Source organism: Chryseobacterium sp. MMO-72 (genome assembly GCF_037146035.1).
Lineage (GTDB): Bacteria > Bacteroidota > Bacteroidia > Flavobacteriales > Weeksellaceae > Chryseobacterium > Chryseobacterium indicum.
Genome location: NZ_JBBCWG010000008.1, coordinates 165,192 through 187,307 on the forward strand (window position 1 = coordinate 165,192; position 22,116 = coordinate 187,307).

A 22,116-nucleotide genomic window follows, 5' to 3' on the forward strand; every position below is an offset into this window, starting at 1 on the left:
CTACAAAATTAATAGACTAAAAGAATACAGAAAATGACTTTTGCCATCTTCTATTTTTAAAATTTAAACGGATTTAGATCTTAGTCAGTTTCGCGTATTTCAGGATGAGATTTTTCTCGCCTTCATGCTGGAAGACTACTTTGGCTTTGATATTCTGAGGATCGGTTCCGTCGAGGAAAGTTACTTCTCCGATTCCGAAACGGTCGTGTCTTACCTTATCACCCACTTCAATATCCTGAGATGAAGCTCCGCTCGGATTGATGATTTTTGCCGTACTTACAGGTTTTAATTTGCGTGGTTCTGCAATCGGTTTTGAGCTGTCGCTTCTTTCGATGGTTTTCTTTTCTACCCTTTTGAAACTTCTCATTTCGGAAGGATGTTCATCAAAAATATTGGATTTGATGCCGGAATTGTTGATAAAACGTTTTTCAATTGCAGGATTTACAAATTCGATATATTCTTCATCTATTTCACTTAAAAATCTTGAAGGTTCCGCATCGGTAATTTTTCCCCACTGGAAACGTGAAACGGCATAAGAGAAAAACACCTGCTTTTCGGCTCTTGTTAAAGCAACATAGAAGAGACGTCTTTCTTCTTCCAGATCTTCTCTTGTGGAAGAACTCATAAAGCTCGGGAAAAGGTTTTCTTCAAGCCCCACCAAATGTACAACCGGAAATTCAAGACCTTTTGAAAGGTGAATCGTCATTAGCGAAACCATATCCTCTTCATTGTTTTTATCCTGCGTATCGGCAGAAAGGGCAATGTTTTCAAGGAAATTCGGTAAACTCGGATCTCCGTCTTCCAACTGCATCTGCTCTTCAATGAATCCCTGCATCGAGTTCATTAATTCCTGAACGTTTTCTACACGGGAAATTCCTTCGGGAGTCTGATCGTCTTTTAAAAATTTAATCAGTCCGCTTCGCTTTGCCACTTCCATTGCAACACTGTACGCAGTTTCAGTTTTCAGCAGCACCTGGAATGCTTTGATCATCGACCAGAAGTCGTTCAGTTTGTTTAAAACACCGTTGTTTAAGCCTAAATGTGGCGCATACATTGGCAAATTATCGAGAACCTGTGATATGGAAACATTTTGTGCATCTGCAAAAACAGTCAGTTTATTCTGAGTGGTTTCTCCAATTCCTCTTACCGGATAATTAATGATTCTCATCAATGCTTCAGAATCGTTTTCATTGACTAAAAGTCTCAGATAAGCGATGAGATCTTTTACTTCTTTTCTCTGGTAGAAAGAGAGACCTCCGTAGACTTTGTAAGGAATATTTTTTCTTCTCAGCGCATCTTCAAAAGCACGCGTCTGAGAGTTGGTTCTGTATAAAATGGCAAAATCGCTGTATTTTCTCTGCTCACGGTTTCTGGTTTCCCAGATGTTTCCGGCTACGAAATTCGCTTCATCGGCATCGGAAAGTGAACGGTAAACTTTGATTTTCTCTCCTTCTTCATTTTCGCTGAAAACATTTTTCTTGAATTGCTGAAGGTTTTTCGCGATCACTACATTCGCAGCATTCACAATATTCTGCGTAGAACGGTAATTCTGCTCCAAAGCAACCGTCATTGCATCCGGATAATCTTTTTTAAAGTTCAAAATATTGTAGATATTCGCGCCACGGAAGGAATAGATTGACTGTGCATCGTCTCCCACGACACAAATATTTTCAAATTTTGAGGCTAAAGCTTTAACGATAAGATACTGAGAATGGTTCGTATCCTGATACTCATCCACAAGAATGTATCTGAATCTGTCCTGATATTTTGCTAATACTTCAGGGAAACGGGTTAACAATTCGTTGGTTTTTAACAGCAAATCGTCAAAATCCATCGATCCGTTTTTGAAGCATTGCTCTACATACCGCTGGTAGATCTGACCGATAAATTTCATATTGGCTTTTTCATCTGCTTCCATCAACTCAGGATTGTTGAAATAAGCTTTTACGGTGATGAGGTTGTTTTTATAGGTCGAAATTCTTGCCTGAACTTTTTTGGGTTTATACAGATCGGCATCAATATTCATGTCCTTCAACACTTTTTTGATGACATTTAATGCGTCCTGCTGATCGTAAATGGTAAAATTGGAAGGATAGCCGAGATAATGTGCCTCATTTCTCAGAATTCTTGCAAAAACAGAGTGGAAAGTTCCCATCCAGAGACTTCTTGCATTGCTCTGTCCCACAACTTTTGCAATACGTTCTTTCATTTCTTTTGCCGCCTTATTGGTAAAGGTAAGTGCGAGAATATTGAAAGGATCAATTCCGTTGGTAATGAGATGGGCAATCCGCATGGTGAGTACACGCGTTTTTCCGGAACCCGCCCCTGCAAGAACCATTAATGGTCCCTGTAATGTGGTAACAGCTTCGTATTGTGATTCATTAAGTCCTTTCAGATAATCCTCCATGCTTCAAAAAATTTTTGGGAACACAAAATTAGTGTATTATATGGAGAATTCAAATTTTGGATTTTGATGTTTCAAGAAAATCTGTTTTTATTTGATGTACGTTCTCACGCGGGAAATCATATCTCCCATATCGAAAGGTTTTGCGATAAAATCGTTGGCTCCTGCATCAAGAGCAGACTGCTCCAGTCCTCGGCTTGCGGACATGATAAGCACCGGAATATCTTTTAAATTTTCATCGGCTCTTATGGTTCTGCAGATATCTCTTCCGTCTTCTCCGGAAAGCCACATATCCATGAGGATAACATCCGGTTTTGGCTGTGTATTCAGTGCATCCAGCATATCCGATCCTTTATAGAACTTGGAAACGGTAAGTCCTTCTAGCTCCATCATCATTTCAATAGAATCAACAATTGCAGGACTATCATCCAAGACTAAAATTTGTGTAGACATGTTTTATATTTTAATTTTAGGTATTTCGAAGCAAAAATCAGACCCCTTTCCTTCTACGGAGTGAACATAAATTTTTCCTCCCGTTCTTTTGATAATTTCTGAGGAGATGTAAAGTCCTAATCCCAGCCCCGGAAAGGTATGTTCTTTTGTTCCGCTTACCCGGTAATACTGCTCGAAAACCTTATGCTGTTTATCTTCCGGAATCCCGATCCCGAAATCTTTTACACTGAATTTTATCATATTATCTTTCACCTGAGTAGAAACAATCACTTCATCTGCATCAGGAGAATATTTGATGGCATTGCTGATCAGGTTGCTCATCACCTGAGAAATACGGTGCCTGTCTGCGGTTACCTTTCCGATATTGCTTTTCTTGAAGATAATTTTGTGTCTTGCCGTCATCTGCTGTTCTACAACAATATCTTCCACGAGCTGATCAAAATCAAAATCAGATTCATTAAGCTGGATTTGTCCTTTCTGAATTTTGGTCACATCCAGAAGATCATTAACGAGTTCTGTGAGTTTCTCAATCTGATCGTTCATTCTTTTTGCTACTTCAGCATTTTTGTAATCGCCCTGTTTATTAAGGTTCATCCCGATAAACTGGGTGTAAAGTTTCAGGCTGGTAAGCGGAGTTTTGAGTTCGTGACTGGCAATGCCCAGAAAGTTATCTTTTTGGTTCTGCAGTTGTTTAAAATCATCTATATCGGTAAAAGTTCCGATCCACTGCTGTATTTCTCCCTCCGAATCCAGATTGGGAACAGCTCTTCCCAGAAACCAACGGTAAACTTCAGGATTATCCGGATCCGAAAATTCGTATTCTACTTCGAAGGGTTTTCCTGTGTTTACACTTTCTTCCCAGATTTTTATAATATTCGGGTAAACTTCGGGTCGTATGATATTTTTAATGGCTTCATTGGCATCTTCTTCCTTTTTGAACTTCATGTATTTGTACCAATTGTCGTTCATATAGGTTATTTTACCCCGTTTGTCGCTCGTCCATACAAACTGAGGCATAGAGTCTGCAAGGTCTCTGTATTTTTTCTCGCTTTCCTGTACTTCTTTTCTAGCTTTCACAAGATCTGTAACATTCACTGCCATATTAAGGATCGCATAGACTTCCCCATTGGAGTTTTTCAGAGGTTTATAAGAAAAGTTATAGTAAAAAGTCTGAAGTTTACCATCCACTACAAGATCTGCACGATCTTCTGTTGCGGAGTAGGTTTTTCCTGTTTTGAAAATGTCTTTTAATAATCCTACAAATGGCTGACCTTCCAGTTCAGGAAGTGCATCTTCAAGTTTCATTCCGATGACGGAAGCATCTTTGCCCCATGTTCTCAGCATTTTGTCGTTGGCAAGCTCTATATATAAGTCTTCTGAACGATAGATCGCAGTGGAATAATCTGACTGCCTGATAAGATCTTCAAAACGGTATTCGCTTTCCAAAAGTTTCTGCTCCGAAATAACATGATCCGTAACCTCTATGGCTACAACACTTACTCCAATAACTTTATGATCCTCATTATACACAGGAGCATAAATGAAATTAAAAAAGTGTTCTTCGTAATTTCCGAATTTCTCTAAAAAAACCGACCATTTATTGCCTTTAAAAACTTCTCCGGTCGTGAAAACGCTGTTTAATATTTCAAAAAGTCCCTGAGATCTTATTTCAGGAAGCATCTCTTCAAGCTTTTTTCCTATAACGGATGCATCTCTTCCCCAGAGTTCAAGAATCTGCTGATTGGCATTACTGATAATAAAATCCTCCCCCATCAGCAAAGACATCGCTACCGGAGCCTGACTGAATAATATTTTAAGCGACTCATGAGAGATATTCTGGTCTAAAAAGTTTTTCATTACAATAATGGTTTCTGTTTTACAAAATTAATTTTTATTCTACACTTTCACTGAAAATATGATACCACTTTTTAACATAATAAAATTTTATTTCAAAGAAGTATTTTTAAAGCTAATTTTATTTTGATAATAATGTAACAATTAATGTATTTTTGGAACTAATTGACAAAACAATTTCTACTTTATGAAAAAGCGACTTCTTTCTGTTGCTGCAGCGGCTTTCTTCGGAATGGCTCTTAATGCACAACAAATTAAATTCGAAGAGTATGACTTACCAAACGGTCTTCACGTAATTCTTCATCAGGACAACTCGGCTCCGGTTGTAACAACAGGGGTAATGTACCATGTAGGTGCAAAAGACGAGGTAAAAGGAAGAACAGGTTTTGCTCACTTCTTCGAGCATCTTTTATTTGAAGGAACACCCAACATCAAAAGAGGTGACTGGTTTAAGATCGTTTCTTCAAACGGGGGACAAAACAACGCTAATACAACGAACGACAGAACGTATTATTACGAAACTTTCCCATCCAACAACGAACAGCTGGGACTTTGGATGGAAGCTGAAAGAATGCGTCACGCGTTGATTAATCAGGTGGGTGTAGATACTCAGAGAGAGGTTGTAAAGGAAGAAAAGAGATTGAGAATGGACAACCAGCCTTATGGAAATCTTTTCACTACGATTCAGAAAAATTTGTTTACCAATCACCCGTATAACTGGCCGACAATTGGTTCTATGGAAGACCTGAATGCTGCGAAATTAGAAGAGTTTCAGGCATTCTATAAAAAATATTACGTTCCGAACAATGCTACTTTGGTGGTAGCAGGAGATATTAAACCGGAACAGACTAAAAAATGGATTAAGGAATACTACGGAGGAATTCCAAAAGGTACAGTTTACCCGAAAGATTTCCCGAAAGATACTCCCATTACTCAGGAAAAAGAAGTAACGGCTACGGACCCGAACATCCAGCTTCCTGCATATGTATTCGCGTACAGAACTCCGGGTAACAAGGAGAAAGATGCTTATATTTTAGATATGCTTTCTTCTTATTTAAGCAGCGGTAAATCTTCTGTTTTATACAAAAAATTAGTAGATCAGGATAAAAAAGCGCTTCAGGTACAGGCTTTCAACCAAGGTCTTGAAGACTACGGTATTTTTGCATTCTTTGCGATCCCGATGGGACAAACCACAAAGGCTACTTTGCAGGCGGATATTGATGCTGAAATTAAAAAACTGCAGACGACTTTAATTTCTGAGGACGATTATCAGAAGCTTCAGAATAAGTTTGAGAACCAGTTCGTTAATTCAAACTCCAGCATTCAGGGAATTGCAGCTTCACTGGCAACCAACCACGTATTGATGGGCAATACAAACCTGATTAACAAAGAGATTGATATCTACAGAGGCATCACAAGACAGGATCTTCAGAATGCAGCTAAAAAGTATCTTAATTCCAACCAAAGAATAATCATTAACTACGTACCTGAAAAAAAGTAATCCGCTGAGATTTAGGTTTAAAAATGATTATTAAAAATTAAATTTTTACAAATGAAAAAGCAATTAACATATATAGCTGCAGCGTTTTTCTTCGCAGGAATGGTTTCAGCACAAAAAATAGATCTTAATGCCATGCCAAAACCGGGACCTACTCCGGCAATTAATATTGCAAAGCCAAAAACATTTCAGCTGAGCAATGGTCTTACGGTAATGGTAGTAGAAAACAATAAGCTGCCGAGAGTAAATGCCAATCTTACGATGGACAGAGCTCCTTACAGTGAGGGAGCTGTAACAGGAGTAAGTGAAATCATGGCGGAACAGTTCGAAAACGGAACCACCAACATGAGCAAAGATGAATTCAACAAAAAGGTGGATTATCTTGGTGCGAACCTGAATTTTTCTTCTAACGGAGCTGCGGCAAATTCACTTTCAAAATATTTTCCTCAGGTTCTTAACTTAATGGCAGATGCCATCATTAATCCGAAATTTTCTGCTGAAGAAATACAGGATTCTAAAGACAGAGCCATTGAAGGTTTAAAATCTGAAGAGAAAAATGCGTCTTCTATTGCTTCAAAAGTTTCTAACGCTTTAATGTATGGTAAAAATACATCAAGAGGAGAATTTGAAACGGTAGAATCGATCAGTAAAATTCAATTGGCAGATGTACAGAATACCTACAAAAAATATTACGCTCCGGACAACGCTTATCTTGTAATTGTAGGAGACGTAAAATTTGATCAGGTAAAACCAATGGTTGAAAAAGCATTCAGCGGATGGAAAAAAGCAAATACTCCGGTTACTCCTTTAGAACCAGCTTCTAATGTTGCTAAAACGGAAATTAACGTAGTAGATGTTCCTTCTGCTGTACAGTCTGTTGTGTCTTTAAACAACTTGAATACGCTGAAAATGAAAGATCCGAACTACTTCCCAGCAACCATTGCCAATTATATTCTTGGTGGTGGCGGCGAAGCAAGACTTTTCATGAACCTTCGTGAGAAAAACGGCTTTACATATGGTGCTTACTCTAATCTTAGCGCAAGTAAATATTCTCCGCAATTCTCGGCAAGTGCAAGTGTAAGAAACGAAGTTACGGATAAAGCAGTAAAAGAGTTCATGAACGAACTTAACGCTATTTCTACCGTAAAGCCTGAAGAACTGGAAAATGCAAAAGCAAAACTGAAAGGTTCTTTCATCATGTCTCTGGAGCAGCCATCAACCATTGCAAGATTTGCTCTCAATAAAAAAGTGCAGGATCTTCCGGATGATTTTTATACGAATTATCTGAAATCTATTGATAAGGTAACGGCTGCGGATGTTTCTAATGCTGTAAAATCTACCATTCTTCCTAACCAGAGCAGAATTTTTATTGCCGGAAAAGCAGCGGATATTTCTGAAGGTCTGGAAAAATTAGGATATCCGGTAAAATATTTCGATAAAGAAGCCAATCCTGTAGCAAAACCAACTGCACAGAAAGTGGATGCGGGAGTTACCGTTGCTTCTATTGCAGATAAGTACATCAACGCAATCGGAGGAAAAGCAAACATTGATAAAGTTTCTTCTTACACGGTAAACGCTTCTATGTCTATGCAGGGACAGAATATCGATCTGAAAATGATGAAAGCGAAAGGAGGAAAAGAACTTACCACTGTTACAGGAATGGGACAGACTCTTCAGAAGCAGGTATTCGACGGAAAGACAGGATACTCTGAGCAAATGGGGCAAAAAGTGGAAATGAAGCCTGAGCAAATTGCTGAAAAGCTTAAAAATACTGAACTTTTCCCGGAGCTTGGTTTTGCAAAATCTGCTGACTACAAACTTGCAGGAATTGAAAAAATCGGCGGTGAAGATTCTTATGCTGTAAAAAATGGTGATAACACTTATTATTACAGCGTAAAAACAGGTCTTAAAACCGGAGAAACAAAAACAGTAAAAGCGATGGGACAAACCATGACTGTTCCTACAACATTCTCAGATTACAAAGATGTGGCAGGTGTGAAAATGCCTTATACCATTACCGTAAGCCAAATGGGTATGGACATGACAATGAACGTAAAATCTTACGAAGTGAATCAGGCTAAAGATTCTGATTTTAAATAAAAACAATCTGTTCTTACAGTAAAAACGGCAACAATTGTTGCCGTTTTTTATTTTTCTTAACATTTGTACTATCTTTCTTTGTCATTCGGTAAAAAAAGATTAAATTTGCCCATTCAAAAAGATATCAAATTAATGGATTCTATATTTATACTATTGATGGTTCTTATTATGATCGCCAGCATTTTACTGGTTATCATCGTTATGGCTCAAAATCCTAAAGGCGGAGGTCTTTCCAGTACTTTCGGAGGAGCATCTTCTGCTCAGTTTGGAGTACAGAGAACCAACGACTTTATGGAAAAAGCAACATGGACTTTAGGAGGAACAATTATCGTTCTTATTCTTTTAAGTGTTGTAATTACAGGGAAGCCTTCAGCAGCCGCTCCGGTTCAGACACCTGCAAAAAAAGAAGCTCCTGCTAAGCAATCTTCAGCTCCTGCTTCTGCAACAACTCCGGCTAAGACTCCTGCACCAACAAAATAAGTAAATACTATTTATATATAAAAAGCAGCTCGGTCGGGCTGCTTTTTTTATGATAAACTGATTTAGGTTTAATTAGTTCTGAAAGAATTCCAGTAATTATCCTGATCTTCACCAAAAAGACATTCTATAAAAGAATCCAAAGACATTTTATACAAAACTTCCTGATCCATTTCTTTAAAATCTGTTGCAAAAAAATCAGGTTTCAGCTGAATATCTTCCCGATCAATCACCAAAATATTTTCAGGGCAGTAAAAAGGATAATTTTTGATATCCGAATTGGTTGTAATTAATTTTCTTCCGGAAGCCAATACTTCAAAGGTTCTTATGGTTAAGCCATTCTGAAAAGGTTTATTAATATCCAGAACAGATTTTGTTTTTTTGTAAAAATCAATGATCTGATGATGATTCAGCTTATCAAAACTTACTTTTGTAATGTCAAACTGCTTCAGGTTTTTATCAATGATCTTTTTCAGTCGGAATGCAATTCTTCCCATTGCATAATAATAAAAGTAAGATTTCAGATTCAGCCTGTCTGCAATTTCTCTGATCTTTTCTCCTACAATATACCGGTCTGTATGTGCGCTTCCTATGAAGACAATATCGTATTCCGGTTTCTGAGTATACTGTTTTAAGCTTTTGTAATCATCCACATAAAATAAAGGTCGGAAGCTTATGTTGTATTTTACCGAATCATTGTATTCAAACGTAAATTTTTTGTCGAAATATTTAAGATTTTCAATCAGATTAGGATATTCTTTCAATGGATCAAAATTATAATAAATCATTTCCATTTCGGGGTTGTCCTGCTTTATTTTTTCAAGAAAAAAAACAGGAATGGCTTCTCCTTTTATCAGGAAAAAATAATCGTATTTTTTGCCTTTAATTTCTTCAAGAATCCGGTTATAGTAATTGTTTATTTTAAGATGGTAAAATCTTTTATTAAGACGGATTATTCCTTTGGAAAAATTGGAATTGGAAGGTCTTTCATCATAAAAATCCACTTCAGCGCCCAGTTCACAAAGTCTTTTGGCTATTGCCTTTTCATATTTGAAAAAGCTAACCGACAGAAAGAGTATTTTTTTATCTTTTAAACAGATCATTTTAAAAGTCCTTTTACTTTCATTTCTTCAAGGGACTCTTTAAACTTTACATCCTGAATATTCTGCTGCAATACCCAATGGGTAAACTTAGACATGCCTTCCTCAAAGGATATTTTAGGCTGAAAATTTAATTTTGATTTAATCTTGCTGATGTCTGCAAAATTATGTCTGATGTCTCCCAGACGAAACTGTCCGGAAACATTAATTTCAAAATCAACATTATAGAATTTTCTGAAACTTTCCGCTACCGTAGTTACAGCCGTTGAAACTCCTGTTCCCACGTTGAAAACTTCTCCGTTCGCCGCATCATTTTCAATACAACGGATTGTTGCTTCCACTGCATCATCCACATGAATGAAATCTCTGGATTCGTTTCCGTCTTCAAAAACATTAATATCATTTCCGTTAAGAATCTGGGACGAAAAAATAGATAAAATTCCCGTGTAAGGATTTAGAAGTGACTGTCCTTCTCCGTAAACGTTCTGAAACCTCAGCGCAACCGGAGCAACTCCCATGGAAGAACAGGCAGTCATTACCATCTGTTCTTGGGTATATTTTGTAATTCCGTAGATAGAAGTGGGATGTATTTTAGACTCTTCGTCCGTTGGCAAAGCGCGGAGGATCTGTCCGTCGGGATAGATAATTTCGAAATTTCCTTTTCGCATCTCTTCTACGTTTCTGGGTCTTGGATAAATCAGTCCCAGTTCGGGATGAAGATATTTTCCTTCTCCATAAACCGCTCTGGAAGAAGCAATAATTACTTTTTTTACCTGATGGGGTTTATTAACCAGCAGATCCAGCATTTTTGCTGTCCCTGAAACATTCACATCCGTATATTTCTCGATCTGGTACATAGATTGTCCGGTTCCCGTTTCTGCCGCAAAATGCACAATAACATCCTGTCCGTCAATCGCTTTTTCCCAGTCTTCAAAATGAGCAACATCTCCTTTAATGAAATTTACCTTTCCTGAAATATTTTTGTACAAAGGCGAATCCTCATCAGGATTTTCTCCGTGAATCTGAGAAGAAAGATTATCTAAAACTGTAATTTCATACCCCTTCTTCTTAAGTTCCAAAGATAACTTACTTCCAATAAATCCGGCTCCTCCCGTGATGAGTATTTTCATGCTGTGTTTGTGAAAATGTTATTTTTTTCTGTTTAAATTATAATAAAAAGTCCTAAGCAACAAAAGTAAATATTTTGCTTTATAAAACAGCTTAAATGTGGTATATTGAATAACGTTTATTTCTTTTAAAATATACATTTCCTTCAGATTCTTTTTAAAACCTTTCGCCATTTCGGGGAGATTGGCAGACAAACCCGAAACCCCGAAACTTCTTTTTCCTTTACCTACGAGAACCAGACTTTCATTCAGAATGTACATTTTATTTTTCAGAGAAACCTTCATCCAGTAGTTTACATCTTCCGCATACCGCTGTTCTGCATCAAAATAACCTGTATTTTCCAGAACTTTTCTCCTGAACATCACCGTAGAAGGCTGTGCCTCATTTCTTATCAGAAGTTTTCTGAAGGTAATTTCCGCAAGACCATTTTTTACACGGTACGGAAAAAGGATTTTATTATTATTTCTTGCCGTGGAAAGAAAATCTATTTCCGGACGATTATTTTCAAAATATTGTATCTGTTTTTCGGTTTTTGCAGCATCCCACTCATCATCTGCATCCAGCAAAGCAATATAGTCTCCTTTTGCTACTTTCAGTCCTGTATTTCTTGCGCTTGATACTCCGCCGTTTTCCTGATGAAGCAAGGTTATCGAAAGCTGCGGATTATCCTTCATGTAATTTTCAGCTATAGCAGCGCTTTCGTCTGTGGAACCGTCATTCACAATGATAATTTCAAATTTTTCCAGAGGAAAAGTCTGATTTTTCACAGAATCCAAAGCAGAAACAATGGATTGTGCAGCATTATACATGGGAATAATTACGGAAACCATCTATACTTTTATATTATTTTTAAAAATGCTCAAAATTAAAGCGGTCATTACAAATGGCATTGACATATTGAAAAAACTGATATCAAAATATGAATTAACGAGCATATTTTCATAGCCATATTCTGCAAAAAACATGATAAACGGAACAAATACACAGATAAACAGTAAAATTCCTGACCAAAACAGAGTTTCATAAAAAGATTTTACCCTGAATGAAAGTATACAGCCTGAAACAATATAAGAAATACTTAATATCAAAGGTTGTTTTCCTCCCTGAATAACAAAAGGATTATGCTTCAGGAAAACATCAAAATCCGGAGCATTATGAAAGAAAATATAGCAGACTGCAGCCATTGTAACTAAAAATACAGCAGCAAAACGAAGTTTTTGCTGTATTGAAAAATCAAGAAACTTCTTAAATATTAAAACCGTAAGCGGAATCACAGCAGAAAGTCTCGTTAATAAAACTAAAGCGGATAAAACCGATACAACCGCAGAATTTATCTTTTTTTCTTTGATGAATTTTTCCCCAATTAAATAAACAAACCCCGCAATGATGATAAAATTGGAAAACAAATCACTTTTAACATAAATTTCCCACAGATAACTGGGCGAAAGGAAAAGCAGCACCAAAACCGCAAGTCTCTGCCTGTAATTATTAAAAATTTTAAAAACTAAATATGCAAAAAGAAGAAAAGAGAAAGACTGCAGATACCCTACACTTCCGAAAAGCAGGTAAAAAGGCATCCCAAACACAATAAGAACCGGCAGATTAGAAGATTCTCTTCCCATATGATCCGGAATATTGTATGGATACTGTCCGCTGAAAACAGCCTTTATCCCGACTTCCATTGCCGACCAGCGATCAACATTCAGCGTATTTCCATCCACTTTATAATTTAAATAAATACTGATGAGAAAGAAGAAAAATATTCCCAGGAAAAAAGCCGTTTTATAAAAAAATTCTTTGAAATGAAATTTTAGATAAAAGAAACCCAATCCGAAAAATAAAGCAAGATATCCTGCCAAAAGCGGAATATTATACTGTTCGCTGTATTTAATGATAAAAAGAGAATTTACAACAAGATAAATACAGACCAGACTGTAAGTCTTTAATTTTTCTGATATGGGATTATTTGAATAAGCAGTTTCCATGAAGTATTTTTCTTTTAATTTTTAAGAATTTCCTTCATTATAAGGCAGTCTGTTCATAATCGATCTTCCCAGAGAAATTTCATCTGCGTATTCCAGCTCATCGCCTACGGAAATTCCCCTCGCAATGCTGGAAAAATTCACATTAAAATTTTTAAACTTTTTGTAAATATAATACGCTGTGGTATCACCTTCCATCGTTGCGCTTAAAGCAAAAATAAACTCCTTCACCTTTCCGTCATTCAGTTTTTTTTCGATACTCGGAATGTTCAACTGATTGGGTCCTACTCCTTCCATCGGAGAAATTTTACCTCCCAGAATTAGATATTTCCCTGTATATTTTCCTGTGTTTTCAATAGCAATTACATCGCGTACATCTTCCACAATACAGATGACCTCATCATTTCGCTTCTCGTTGCTGCAAATTTCACAAATTTCAAAATCCGAAAAATTGTGACATTCTTTACAGTATTTTATTTCGTTTACGAGGTTAATGAGGGAATTTCCAAGGCTCGTCGCTCTGGAATTGGGCTGTTTCAGTAAATGTAACGCCAGACGCAAAGCTGTTTTTCTTCCGATACCGGGCAATCCGGCAATTTCATCCACTGCTTTCGCTAAAACTTTACTAGGGTAATCCATAAAACAAAAATAATGATAATTGTTGACAGTTTACCATCCGCTCATTTCTTGTTTTGGATCTGAAAAATAAATTTTAATTATTCTTAATAATCATCCTTTTTTCGTTGCAGTTTTCTAAGCTCAGATTAAAAACCTTATATTTGGTTCTCTAAATAATAACTTGAAAATAAAACTAAATGATTCTTAACAATTTAAACTATCCGCTGGATTTTAAATTCAAAATTTCTACACTGGCAAGTGATTTCAATATTACAGACAAAAACGGAAATTACGTCGCTTATGTGCGCCAGAAAATGTTCAAACTGAAAGAAGACGTTATCATTTTTAATGATGAAAGCAAGTCTAAAGAACTTTTCAGAATCAAAGCCGATCGATGGCTTGATTTTAATGCCTCTTATTCTTTAACTGAAATAGCGACAGGAAGAAGCTTTGGAAGACTGGCGAGAAAAGGGATGCGTTCTTTCTGGAAATCGACTTACAACGTTCTGGACAGTAATGATAAAGAGAGATTTACCATCACAGAAGACAACGCATGGACAAAGTTTCTGGACGGAATGGTGAGCGAAATCCCTGTGATCGGTATGTTTACCGGATATTTCCTAAATCCTTCCTACACCGTAGCCGGAATAGATGGAAAAGCTTATTTTAAACTGAAAAAAATGCCGTCTTTCTTCGGAAGAAGATTTCAATTGGACAGACTGGTTGATATTGATGACGAAGAAGAAAGCCTAGTCATTCTTTCATTGCTTATGATGACGCTGCTTGAAAGAGCGAGAGGATAGCCTCAGAATTTCCGCAGTTTTCAATCTATGAAAATATCTTTTGATTTAGATGATACCATTATTTCCAACAATAGATTTCCTTTAGAAAAAGAGACTTTTTGGGCTAAAATTACAGGATGCGAAAGGATTCGATCCGGAACAGTTGCATTGTTTAAAGCATTAAGAAACAGAAAACATACAATTTATATTTATACGACTTCTTACAGGAGTACCTTAAAAATTAAGCTGATGTTTCTATCTTACGGTATTCCGGTTGATTTTATCATCAATCAGCAATTGCACGACAGAAAAGTAAAAAAGAAAGGCAAAAATGTCTCTAAATTCCCTCCGGAATTTGGCATAGATATTCATATTGATGATTCTGCCGGAGTGGAAATGGAAGGAAAACAGTTTGGATTTCAAACCATCATCATTTCACCGGATGAAACAGACTGGACAAACATCATTCTGAAAAAAATCGATGAATTCGGAATGAAATATGAATGATTTTAAAAAGCTAAATTTTATCAAAAAATCAATACATTAAATTTTCCTTACCTTTAAGTTTCGAAAATTTTTAGTTTAAATTAAATAATACACGATGAAATATGTAATCATTTTCTTTTCGGCTTTCCTTCTGGTTGCCTGTAAAAAGGATAAAGAAACTGTTTCCGCTGCGGCAAAAAAAGATTCTGTAATGGTAGTTCAGGATTCTGTAAAAACAGATGCCCAGAAAACAGGTATTGCCGTTGATACATTTCCTTTTCCGAAAGAAATTAAGGAATGTTCATGCTATTTTGCAAAAAGCAAGTCGGATTTTGAAAACGAAAAGTACATTTATGCAGATGATGCCGGAAAAACAGCCTATATGAAGCTGGACGGAAAAAGACTGGCAATGAGTCTGATCTCTTCAAGTGATATGGAAGTAGATGAAGAGCTGAACAAAGAAATAGAAAGCAACGACTATAAAATCTCGGTAAAAGGTAAAAAAATAAAAGGTGAAGAAGCTTTGCTTTTTGAAGGTACACTTACGATTGAAAAACCGGACGGAACGGTTGTTACCCTACCTGTTTACGGAGAATGCGGATGCTAAAATCTGCCTGAAACAATAAAAAAGAATGCTTCTGAATGATCGGGAGCATTTTTTATTTCGTAATTTTGATAAAAATAAATTTCATGGAACTATCTAATATAGAACCGCAGATTATCTGGAAGAATTTCTCCAAATTGAATGCGGTTCCAAGACCCTCAAAAAAAGAAGAAAAAGTAATTGCGTTCATCAGAGAATTCGGTGAAAACTTAGGATTGGAAACCACCGTTGATGAAGTAGGAAATGTAATCATCAAAAAACCGGCAACAGCGGGAATGGAAAACCGCAAATCTGTGGTTCTGCAATCGCATCTGGATATGGTTTGCCAAAAAAACAATGATGTAAATTTTGATTTTGAAACAGAAGGAATCAAAATGGAAATCGATGGAGACTGGGTAAAAGCAAAAGGAACCACTTTGGGAGCCGACAATGGTTTAGGAGTAGCAACAATCATGTCTATTCTGGAAAGTTCAGATATTCCGCACCCTGCTTTGGAAGCTCTTTTTACCATTGATGAAGAAACAGGAATGACAGGAGCTTTAGGTCTGAAACCGGGACAGTTAACCGGAGATATCCTTCTGAATCTTGATACCGAAGAAGATGACGAAATCGATATCGGCTGCGCCGGAGGAATTGATGTTACCATTTCTCAAAACTACGAAACTGAAGACGCAAAAGGACAAATCGTGAGATTTGAAGTGAAAGGACTTCAGGGCGGGCATTCCGGAATGGATATTCACAAAGGTTTTGGAAATGCAAATGTTATTTTGGGAAGGTTGCTTTATAAAGCTTTGGAAAAAGAAAACATTCAGCTGATTTCTATTGACGGAGGCGGACTGAGAAATGCCATCCCGAGAGAAGCCGTTGCTGTTGCTTCTGTAAGAAATGCTCAGGAATTTATCGAAGAAGTGACGAATGGTCTTAAAAAAGAAATTCTGGACGAGTTTGCAGGCATTGAAGCCGGTCTTCAGATCAACATTGAAAATACAACAACTTCAGAGAAAGCGATTTCGGAAGCAGATTCCAGAAAGATTATTTTAACGTTGAAATCTCTTCATAACGGAGTGTACAGAATGAGTCCGGATGTAAAAGATCTGGTAGAATCTTCCAATAACGTCGCAAGAGTTGAATTAAAACACGGGGCATTAAAAATTTTAAACCTTTCCAGATCATCTGTAGAATCATCGAAAGATTCAGTGGCTGAACAGTTAAAATCGGTTGCTGAACTTGCCGGAATGAATACCGTTTTCAGCGGTTCTTATCCGGGATGGAAACCAAAACCGGGGTCTGAAATCGTTCAATTGATGGAAAAAATCTACGTGGAGAAATTCACTGAAAAACCTCACGTGGTAGCCTGTCACGCAGGTCTGGAATGCGGAATCATCGGAGCCAATTATCCTGAAATGGAAATGGTAAGTTTCGGACCGACCATTCGTGGGGCACACTCTCCGGATGAAAAGGCAAATATTCCTTCGGCACAGAAATTCTGGAGTTTCCTGAAAGATATTTTAGCCAACATTCCTCAGAAATAAAATTGTAAAATTGCTATATTGAATATCCAAAGTCGTTTTGATTTTGGATATTTTTTGTTCCCAATCTTTCTCAATTGTTATCAAAAAGTTATACATTTGAATAAACAATCCAAAGTATGAACACACAGACACTCAATGAAAAACTTGAATTAATTCAATGGCTGTCAACATTGGAGGATGCTTCTGTTATCAAAAAACTGATTCAATTCAGGAAAGAGGAGACTAAAGACTGGTGGAGTTTAATTTCGGAAGAAGAAAAAGAATCAATTGAAAAAGGAATTTCTGAAGCGGATAATAATGAACTAAAATCTCATTCTGAAGCCAGAAAGTTATATGGAAAATGGTTATAATATTCTCTGGACCCCAAATGCTTTAGAGGAATTAGAACAGACAATAGAATATCTTCAACTTCATTTTACGGATAAAGAAATTAAAAAGCTTGTTCAAAAAATTGAAAGTTTAATTGAAATTATATCTCAAAATCCTTTCATATTTCCCATATCCGAAAGCAAAAACATTCACAAACTGGTTATTCTGGAATTCAACACCATGTATTACCGCGTAAACAATGGCAGTGTGGAAATTTTATCATTCTTTTCAAACAGACAGTCCCCTCAAAAAAGAAAAATTTAATTCAGTTTTTTTAATTATTAATCATGAAAAGTATCACCGTATTCTGCGGATCCAGCTTCGGTTCTGCATCTATTTACAAAGAACAGGCAGCTTTGCTTGGTGAAACTCTGGCAAAACAAAAAATTCAGCTTATTTACGGCGGCGCAGATGTTGGTTTAATGGGCGCTGTTGCAGACGGAGCACTAAATGAAGGCGGAAAAGTAACCGGCGTCCTTCCCCGCTTTTTACAGTCCAAAGAAATTGCTCATAAACAATTGACAGAATTAATTCTGGTGGAAACCATGCATGAACGAAAAACCAAAATGAATGAACTTTGCGACGGCGTTATTGTTCTTCCGGGAGGTTACGGAACAATGGAAGAATTTTTTGAAATGATAACCTGGGCGCAACTGGGACTTCATAAAAAACCGATTGGAATTTTAAACATCAACGGATTTTATGACGATCTGATCAGGCTTGTGGAAACAATGGTGGAAAAAGGATTTTTAAAGCAGATTAACCGTGAGATGCTTTTAATCTGTGAAAATATTGAAGAATTACTGGAAATGATGAAAAATTATCAGGCTCCGAATGTTGGAAAATGGATTTCGAGGGAGGAAGTTTAGTATATTTACATTACAGACTTTTAATTGTCAAAAAAAATACAGCCATGAAAAATATATTTCTTTCAGCAGGATTATTTTTAAGTCAAATAATATCCGCACAGTACAATTATCCTGCAACTCCTGAAAAAGCGGTGGTGGATGATTATTTTGGTACAAAAATTACAGATCATTACAGATGGCTGGAAGACACCAAAAATCCGGAAGTAAAAAAATGGTTCAAATCTCAATCTGATTTCAGCCATACCGTGATTGATAAAATTCCGCACCGTGAAGATCTTTACAGACGCATGAAAGAAGTACAGGAAATGAACGGTGATTCTTTCGACGTCATCTATCAAAGAGGAAACACCTATTTCTACACAAAGACTAAAAAAAGCGAAAACCTTTCTAAGCTTTATTCAAGAGATCTTGCAACAGGAAAAGAATCGCTTATTTTTGATCCTGAAACACTTGGCAAAAATACACAAATCACCAATTTTGTACTCGATTCCAAAGCGGGAAAAATTGCTATTTTACTATCAAAAGCAGGGGGAGAAATCTGCGATTTAAGAATTTTTGATCTATCCACAAAGAAATTTTTAAAGGATGAAATCGGCCCTATCTGGAGTGAATTTGCTTTTGAATTTACGCCCGATGATAAAGCTATTCTTTATACAAAAATGAGTACCGCAGATCCAAGCAGCAATATGCTTCTAAAAGACATGAAAGCGATGCTTCATGTGATTGGAACCGACACAAAAGCTGACAAGGTCTTAGCATCCAGAGAAGATTATCCTGAGTTGAACGCTTTAACAGAACAATTTCCTTCAATTTATTTTACCGATGACTATAAAAATATTGTTTTAAGATTAAGTTCTGTAAAATCTGAAAGTCCGATATTTGTTGCACCTTTTTCTGAATTAAAAAATAAAAAAATAAACTGGAAACAAATCGTAAAACCATCAGACGATATTACTGATGTATTTATTTCCGGCGACAAATTATTTCTGCTGACTCACAAAGATGCACCCAATTATAAAATTACTCTCACAAGCTTATCCAATCCTGCCCCTGATAAAGCCAAAACTGTAGTTCCGGAAAGCAAGGATAAAGTAATCATAAGTATTCATAATTCTAAAAACTATCTTTATTACTCTTTAGGAGACGGTATTGTAAGAGACAAATATCAGGTCAATATTAATACGCTAGTCGGAAAGAAAATTGATTTTCCGACAGGGGTTAACAGTTCATTATCCCTTAACCAAAGAGAAAACGACAATATATACTGTAACAATGTTAACTGGCTGACTCCGTTGACGACCTATGAATACAATCCTGAAAAAGGGATTATTGTAAAAAGCAAATATCTTAATTCAGAAACAAAATATCCGGATTATAATACACTTTATAATGTAAAAGAAATTGAAGTAAAAAGTCATGACGGCACTATGGTTCCGCTATCTGTTATTTATCCTAAAAATATGAAAATGGATGGCAGCAGTCCGGCTTATATTACAGGTTATGGCGGTTATGGATTTTCATATGAGCCGCGTTTCTCAACAAGACTTTCTGTGCTGTTGGAACAGGGCGTCGTATTGGCAATAGCGCACGTAAGAGGAGGAGGCGAAAAAGGCGAAAACTGGCATAAAGACGGTATGAAAGGAAAAAAACCGAATACATGGAAAGATTTTATTGCATGTTCTGAATATCTGATCTCCCAAAAATACACCTCATCTTCAAAACTCATTGGGAATGGTGTAAGTATGGGCGGAGTACTCATTGGAAGAGCCATTACGGAAAGACCTGATCTATTTGCCGTTGCTATTGCAGAAGTAGGAATGACCAATGCCATCCGTTCTGAGATTACACCGAATGGTCCTAATCAAATTCCGGAAATAGGAACTTTAAAAGATGAAGAAGACACAAAAAACCTTCTTGAAATGGATGCACAGAGTAAAGTAAAAGCCGGAATAAAATACCCCGCTATAATTATCCGCACCGGAATGAACGACTCCAGAGTTGAACCTTGGGAACCCGGAAAATTTGCAGCCATATTGCAAAAAGATTCCGGTTCAGGAAAACCTGTTTTGCTGTATGTAAATTATGAAAACGGACATTTCACCAGTGATTTTGACGTTATTTTTAAAGAATACGCCGATATTTATTCGTTTGCTTTATGGCAGGTGGGACATCCAAAATTTCAGCCTGTAAAATGATAGAAACAAAACCTCCCGGAGAAAATCTTCGGGAGGTTTTTTATGGTAAGTTAAAGTCTTTCTAAGGATAAGGAGCAATCTCTACTTCCAGACCTTCCATTTCAGGAACAATATGCAACTGACAACCCAGTCTGCTGTTTTCCTGTACATGGAAAGCTTCACCCAGCATCGCATCTTCTTCTGCGCCCATTTCGTCCAGTCCCGGATCGTTGGTCACATAAACCTGACATGAAGCACACATTGCCATTCCTCCGCAAACTCCGATGGTTCCTTCTTCCGCCAGTTCATAAGAACGGATGATTTCCATCAGATTCATGGACATATCCGTTGGCGCAACAACATCGTGTGTAACTCCTTCCCTATCGGTAATTTTTATATTAATATCGCTCATCTTTTGTTGATCGTTAATAGTTGATTGTTATGGTAATTGATATTCAACAACAGACAACAAAATTAGTCAATTTTTTTAACAACAGCTTTTTCAGCTTCTTTTCTGCTTCCGTCGAAACCATCTACTCCGCTTACCGTAGTATATTTCAGAACGAATTTTTTACCCGGATTCAGTCTGTTGTAAACACTCTGACACATTAAAGTTGCTTCATGGAATCCGCAAAGAATCAGCTTTAATTTTCCCGGATAAGTATTGATATCTCCGATCGCATAAATTCCGTCAATATTCGTCTGATAATCAAGAGCATTGTTTACAACTATCGCATTTTTTTCGATATTCAGTCCCCAGTTTCCGATTTCTCCCAATTTTGGTGTTAAACCGAATAACGGAATAAAATAATCTGTTTCAATATCGTAAGGATCCTGTCCGTCAATAGCAACCGTAATCGCTTCTACTTTTCCGTCACCTTTAATCGCTGTAACCTCTGCAGGAGTTATTAATTTAATTTTACCCTGATTTTTAAGATCCTGAACTTTTTCTACAGAATCCAAAGCGCCACGGAATTCATTTCTTCTGTGGATAAGAGTAACTTCACTTGCCACATTTGATAAGAAAATACTCCAGTCCAGTGCAGAATCTCCTCCTCCTGCGATTACTACTTTTTTATTTCTGAAATGTTCAGGTTCTTTTACGAAATACTCAAGACCTTTTTCCTCGTAGTCGGCTACGTTTTCAATCGTAGGCTTTCTCGGCTCAAAAGTTCCAAGACCTCCTGCAATGGCAATTGCTTTCGCTCTGTGAACCGTTCCTTTGTTCGTAATCACTTCAAACCATTCATCATCTACTTTTGTGTAAGAAACCGCTGTTTCTCCCAAAGTGAATCCCGGCTGAAACTGCTTGATCTGCTCCATTAAATTATCCACAAGTTCTCCCGCGTTTACAGAAGGATATCCCGGAATATCGAAAATAGGCTTTTTAGGATAAAGCTCAGCCAACTGTCCTCCCGGTTGAGGAAGTGCATCAATAATATGGCACTTCATTTTTAATAAACCTGCTTCAAATACGGCAAAAAGTCCTGTGGGACCGGCTCCTATGATCAATATATCCGTCGTTATCATAATTATAAGATAATTTAATTATACTTGTGAGCGCAAATTTACTAATTTTAATGCGAAGCATATTTAATTCAGTCTAAATAAAAAACTGAGATTTGTCAAATATCTTTTATATTTTTAAGTTATTGAATTTGGCAGTGTTTTTGTAAAATTTTAATT

General features: G+C 36.8%; 21 protein-coding genes. 11 read left to right on the plus strand and 10 right to left on the minus strand.

Going from position 1 to position 22,116, the window contains the following annotated elements; genetic code table 11:
• Positions 1–73 precede the first annotated feature (73 nt).
• The 3 genes from WFH39_RS12715 to WFH39_RS12725 form a co-directional block, all read right to left on the minus strand.
• A complete protein-coding gene (locus WFH39_RS12715; RefSeq protein ID WP_336690186.1) occupies positions 74–2,407 on the minus strand; it encodes an ATP-dependent helicase in 2,334 nt (777 codons plus the stop codon).
• A gap of 87 nt (positions 2,408–2,494) precedes the next feature.
• Positions 2,495–2,857 carry a response regulator transcription factor gene (locus WFH39_RS12720; protein WP_214588756.1) on the minus strand — a complete coding sequence of 121 codons (363 nt, stop codon included), beginning with the start codon at positions 2,855–2,857 and terminating at the stop codon, positions 2,495–2,497.
• A 3-nt stretch (positions 2,858–2,860) separates the two neighbouring features.
• Positions 2,861–4,714: a PAS domain-containing protein gene (locus WFH39_RS12725; RefSeq protein ID WP_336690187.1), complete on the minus strand. Its 1,854-nt coding sequence runs from the start codon at positions 4,712–4,714 to the stop codon at positions 2,861–2,863.
• A 184-nt stretch (positions 4,715–4,898) separates the two neighbouring features.
• Between WFH39_RS12725 and WFH39_RS12730 the strand changes: the two genes are divergently transcribed.
• The 3 genes from WFH39_RS12730 (at position 4,899) to secG (ending at position 8,789) form a co-directional block, all read left to right on the plus strand.
• Positions 4,899–6,212, plus strand: coding sequence for a M16 family metallopeptidase (locus WFH39_RS12730; RefSeq protein WP_235131579.1), 1,314 nt, complete (start codon positions 4,899–4,901; stop codon positions 6,210–6,212).
• A gap of 51 nt (positions 6,213–6,263) precedes the next feature.
• Positions 6,264–8,309 carry a M16 family metallopeptidase gene (locus WFH39_RS12735; protein ID WP_336690188.1) on the plus strand — a complete coding sequence of 682 codons (2,046 nt, stop codon included), beginning with the start codon at positions 6,264–6,266 and terminating at the stop codon, positions 8,307–8,309.
• A 132-nt stretch (positions 8,310–8,441) separates the two neighbouring features.
• On the plus strand, positions 8,442–8,789 hold the full coding sequence (gene secG / locus WFH39_RS12740) for a preprotein translocase subunit SecG (RefSeq protein WP_336690189.1): 348 nt from the start codon (positions 8,442–8,444) through the stop codon (positions 8,787–8,789).
• Positions 8,790–8,857: 68 nt separating this feature from the next.
• Here the strand turns inward: secG and WFH39_RS12745 are convergent, their stop codons facing one another.
• Genes WFH39_RS12745 through recR form a run of 5 tightly spaced genes read right to left on the minus strand, consistent with a single transcriptional unit; the run spans position 8,858 to position 13,635 of the window.
• The gene (locus WFH39_RS12745) at positions 8,858–9,889 is read right to left on the minus strand and encodes a hypothetical protein (protein WP_336690190.1); all 1,032 of its coding nucleotides are present in this window, start codon (positions 9,887–9,889) and stop codon (positions 8,858–8,860) included.
• Positions 9,886–11,016, minus strand: a complete 1,131-nt coding sequence (locus WFH39_RS12750) for an NAD-dependent epimerase/dehydratase family protein (protein WP_336690191.1) — start codon at positions 11,014–11,016, stop codon at positions 9,886–9,888. The genes WFH39_RS12745 and WFH39_RS12750 overlap by 4 nt, the downstream gene beginning before the upstream one ends.
• 18 nt (positions 11,017–11,034) lie before the next feature.
• The gene (locus tag WFH39_RS12755) at positions 11,035–11,844 is read right to left on the minus strand and encodes a glycosyltransferase family 2 protein (RefSeq protein ID WP_336690192.1); all 810 of its coding nucleotides are present in this window, start codon (positions 11,842–11,844) and stop codon (positions 11,035–11,037) included.
• Entirely contained in the window at positions 11,845–12,999 is a 1,155-nt protein-coding gene (locus WFH39_RS12760; protein ID WP_336690193.1) for a hypothetical protein, read from the minus strand. It abuts the gene before it with no gap.
• 21 nt (positions 13,000–13,020) lie between these two features.
• A complete protein-coding gene (recR, locus tag WFH39_RS12765) occupies positions 13,021–13,635 on the minus strand; it encodes a recombination mediator RecR (protein ID WP_214588747.1) in 615 nt (204 codons plus the stop codon).
• 176 nt (positions 13,636–13,811) lie between these two features.
• Here recR and WFH39_RS12770 point away from each other — a divergent pair, with 176 nt between their 5' ends.
• The 8 genes from WFH39_RS12770 to WFH39_RS12805 all read left to right on the plus strand — a co-directional run bounded on the left by WFH39_RS12770 (position 13,812) and on the right by WFH39_RS12805 (position 20,451).
• Complete coding sequence (locus WFH39_RS12770; protein ID WP_336690194.1) at positions 13,812–14,417, plus strand: hypothetical protein; 606 nt, start codon at positions 13,812–13,814, stop codon at positions 14,415–14,417.
• Between the two features lie 27 nt (positions 14,418–14,444).
• The gene (locus tag WFH39_RS12775; protein ID WP_336690195.1) at positions 14,445–14,903 is read left to right on the plus strand and encodes a hypothetical protein; all 459 of its coding nucleotides are present in this window, start codon (positions 14,445–14,447) and stop codon (positions 14,901–14,903) included.
• Positions 14,904–14,997: 94 nt separating this feature from the next.
• Positions 14,998–15,489, plus strand: coding sequence for a hypothetical protein (locus WFH39_RS12780; RefSeq protein WP_336690196.1), 492 nt, complete (start codon positions 14,998–15,000; stop codon positions 15,487–15,489).
• 83 nt (positions 15,490–15,572) lie between these two features.
• Entirely contained in the window at positions 15,573–17,018 is a 1,446-nt protein-coding gene (locus WFH39_RS12785; protein WP_336690197.1) for an aminoacyl-histidine dipeptidase, read from the plus strand.
• 116 nt (positions 17,019–17,134) lie between these two features.
• Positions 17,135–17,368, plus strand: coding sequence for a hypothetical protein (locus WFH39_RS12790; protein ID WP_076395731.1), 234 nt, complete (start codon positions 17,135–17,137; stop codon positions 17,366–17,368).
• The gene (locus WFH39_RS12795) at positions 17,352–17,651 is read left to right on the plus strand and encodes a type II toxin-antitoxin system RelE/ParE family toxin (RefSeq protein ID WP_214588742.1); all 300 of its coding nucleotides are present in this window, start codon (positions 17,352–17,354) and stop codon (positions 17,649–17,651) included. Before WFH39_RS12790 ends, WFH39_RS12795 begins: the two co-directional genes overlap by 17 nt.
• Positions 17,652–17,674: 23 nt before the next feature.
• Entirely contained in the window at positions 17,675–18,256 is a 582-nt protein-coding gene (locus WFH39_RS12800) for a TIGR00730 family Rossman fold protein (protein ID WP_076395726.1), read from the plus strand.
• 44 nt (positions 18,257–18,300) lie between these two features.
• Positions 18,301–20,451 carry a prolyl oligopeptidase family serine peptidase gene (locus tag WFH39_RS12805; protein WP_336690198.1) on the plus strand — a complete coding sequence of 717 codons (2,151 nt, stop codon included), beginning with the start codon at positions 18,301–18,303 and terminating at the stop codon, positions 20,449–20,451.
• Positions 20,452–20,512: 61 nt separating this feature from the next.
• On the opposite strand, the gene WFH39_RS12810 is transcribed toward WFH39_RS12805, so the two are convergent.
• The gene (locus tag WFH39_RS12810) at positions 20,513–20,842 is read right to left on the minus strand and encodes a 2Fe-2S iron-sulfur cluster-binding protein (RefSeq protein WP_087707626.1); all 330 of its coding nucleotides are present in this window, start codon (positions 20,840–20,842) and stop codon (positions 20,513–20,515) included.
• Between the two features lie 62 nt (positions 20,843–20,904).
• Positions 20,905–21,960, minus strand: coding sequence for an NAD(P)/FAD-dependent oxidoreductase (locus WFH39_RS12815; protein WP_087707623.1), 1,056 nt, complete (start codon positions 21,958–21,960; stop codon positions 20,905–20,907).
• Between the last annotated feature and the right edge of the window lie 156 nt (positions 21,961–22,116).